Annotated in this window: 2 protein-coding genes and 1 pseudogene; all 3 read right to left on the bottom strand. The window is 51.9% G+C overall.

The features are described 5' to 3' along the window. Window positions 1-511, bottom strand: a pseudogene (locus NL64_RS29095) (type IV secretion protein Rhs); the annotation flags it as partial. A 114-nt stretch (window positions 512-625) separates the two neighbouring features. Continuing rightward, window positions 626-1222, bottom strand: a complete 597-nt coding sequence (locus NL64_RS29085; RefSeq protein WP_034151508.1) for a hypothetical protein — start codon at window positions 1220-1222, stop codon at window positions 626-628. Window positions 1223-1244: 22 nt separating this feature from the next. Further along, window positions 1245-2646 (bottom strand): RHS repeat domain-containing protein (locus NL64_RS29080; protein ID WP_155292806.1); only part of this gene is annotated, 1402 nt, incomplete at its 5' end.

Below are 2646 nucleotides of genomic sequence, written 5' to 3'. Positions count from 1 at the left end.
TTTCGTCAACCTGGGTCAGATGCCCCCCCAGGTTGTAACTGAAGCGCCGTGTCAGGTTGTCGATGCGTTTTTCTTCGATCAACCGGTCAGACGCATCGTAGGCGAACTGGTACGCCGCGTTATTTTCGTTGACCAATGCAGTCAGGCGAATCGCCGGGTCGTATTCGTAGCGGATGCGCTGGCCCTTGGCGTCCTGGCGGCTGCTCGGCAAGCCACGGGCGGTGCGCAGCAGTCGGGTGGTCTGGCCCTTGCCGTCGGTGTGCGTCAGCACCTGGCCGAGGGCGTTGTAGGTGAACGATTCGGCGCTGCCGTCCGGGTGCTGGATGCGCAGCACTTCGCCGTCGGGTTTGCGTTCCAGTGTGGTGGTCTGCCCCAACGCGTCGGTGACGGCGACCAAGTGTTGGCGTTCGTCGAAGCGATAGGTGGTGGTTTTACCCGAGCAATCCTGGAAGCGCTCGACCTGGGCCAGGGTGTTCCACCACAGGTATTTGGATTTGCGACTGACGTCGATGGTTACTATAGAGAAGTGACTGAGGCAATGTTGGCAGCCACTTTTTCAATGTATTTTAAAAGAGCGACAGAGAACGTTAGTTACCGCATCAAAAAATCGTAAAAAAACTTAATTTCACCCATAAAAATAATCAAAAAAATTTTCAAAATTATCTTCACCTAATATAGGAGATATCTCAGAGCTCACCCTTTCGACAAACAATGAATTCAAACCGTCATCATCGGAAATATCAAAAACATTGAACTCACCATAAACTATATCAATCAGTCTTGCCAACGCAAAAACAAAATCAGCTAGCGAGTCTGATATCTTAAAAGGGGGAACCGCACTGTAACTAGCAAAAATCTGAGTGTATTTAACATCCGTGACTGCAATCACAGGTTTCCCACCACCAGAGTCATCCATTACAACTACGAAAGACCGCCCCCAATCTTCGTTTAACTTAGTACCTGAGCCCAGATCAATCCACTTATAACCCATTTGGCCTTTTTCAATGAACTCAAGACTAAAAAGCTTTAACGGCGTGAATCCTGTTTCGATCTTTACATCAACCGGCTCATAACCGTTAAAAAAAGCATCCAACTCAGCTGAGCGAGCGAGGGCGGGCGGCCACTTCACATCTACTTGATCGCATCGCTGAAAATTTCCGGACAGACTATATTTGCTATGGACCCTAACCAACTCGTCCGCGGCGGTTGTTATATCAATCATACTCTTCTCCAAAATTAACTCATCAACCACAAGAACCTAACTTCACAGCACTTTTTACACGATCGATCAAGCGCCCCCTCCCTGCATTTGTATAACTGCCGCGGTGTCCTTGGGGGCTATTTAAATGCTCATCAATTCCACTAGGATGGTTTGCATTTTGTAAGAATACGATGTTTCTTGGATCACCCTTCCAAGCGGGTCCAAGTTGACCATTACCCTCTACACTGTTGATATGATGACCAGTATAACCAGCTTCGGACATAATTGAAGAAAGCTGTGCGTTGTTGCGTGTACCTAAAATAGTCTCACGCTCCGCCGCAGTCCAATTTCGTGTGCCGCCGCCTCTTTCAACGAGCGCCCTCTCCTCCCCCCATGCTCGACTGATAGCGGTACCTCGGGCGCCAGCTTGCGGTGTCACCGAAGCTCTCGGCTTATATCTGACTAAGTCTTCTGGACTTAACCCGGAAGGATCAACCCAAGCTATTGAGTTCGGAGCATATTCGTAAAGATTAAAACTACCCAACAACCCAATCGGATCCTGCGTAACAAACCGCCCCACCTCCGGATCGTAATACCGAAACGTGTTGTAGTGCAGCCCCGTCTCTTCATCGAAATACTGCCCCTGAAACCTCAGGTTCTGCTCGACGTCATTGACCGTCAGCTTTTCAACCGAACCCCACGCCTTGCACGTCGCCTGCCAGACAATGCTCCCGTCCGCGTCCGTCATCTCCAGCGGCGTACCAATCTGGTCGGTATGGAAGTAATAAAGCTTTTGCTCTTCACCTTCCGCCTGGTCAACACGCGCCAGCGGCGCATAGCTGCCCGGTTCGTACACGTACAGACTGCTCTGCCCCGGACGCTCCTCGCGCAGCATGCGCAGTCCTTGCCAGAGAAAGTTCATCTGCTCGGTCACGCCATTAACAACGGACTGTTTGCCGACCCGCCGCCCCAGGCTGTCGTACCGATAAAAACCGGTACTTTCCAGCTTGCCATTAACCAACGTCTCGGCCTTGACCAACCGATTTTCACAGTCATAAACAAACGTCTGCAGTTTGCCCATGCCGCTGCGTTTTTCAATCAGGTTGCCCCACGCATCGTAGGCATATTCCTGATCCCGCCAGCGTTTGAGGCGGTTGTCTTTGACGTGGTCGAACTGGCTGGTGTTGAAGTTCAGCCGGTTCGCTGCGGCGTCGTAGCGGAATTCTTCGCTGTCGACAAGCTTGCCGGTGTCGCGGCTGTGCAACTGGCCGTTGGCTTCGTATTCGTACTTGATCTCGCCGCGCAGTTTGTCGAGGGTGCGTATCAGTTCGCCGGCCGGGTCGTACTGGTGACGGCGATGGATCGGGTTGTAGGCGTGCTCCACCAGCAGGTCGGGCTGGATGCCGGGGTTGTGGATTTTTGAGAGTTTTTCCGCTGGCAGGCGC

This window comes from Pseudomonas fluorescens (assembly GCF_000802965.1).
Taxonomy (GTDB): Bacteria; Pseudomonadota; Gammaproteobacteria; order Pseudomonadales; family Pseudomonadaceae; genus Aquipseudomonas; species Aquipseudomonas fluorescens_A.
The sequence above is the reverse complement of the archived record's forward strand: the minus strand, read 5'-3'. Positions and strand labels throughout refer to the sequence as shown.

Coding starts and splice junctions, on each gene's coding strand:
- NL64_RS29085 (WP_034151508.1), bottom strand. CDS start 1,222: ATGATTGATATAACAACCGCCGCGGACGAGTTGGTTAGGGTCCATAGC.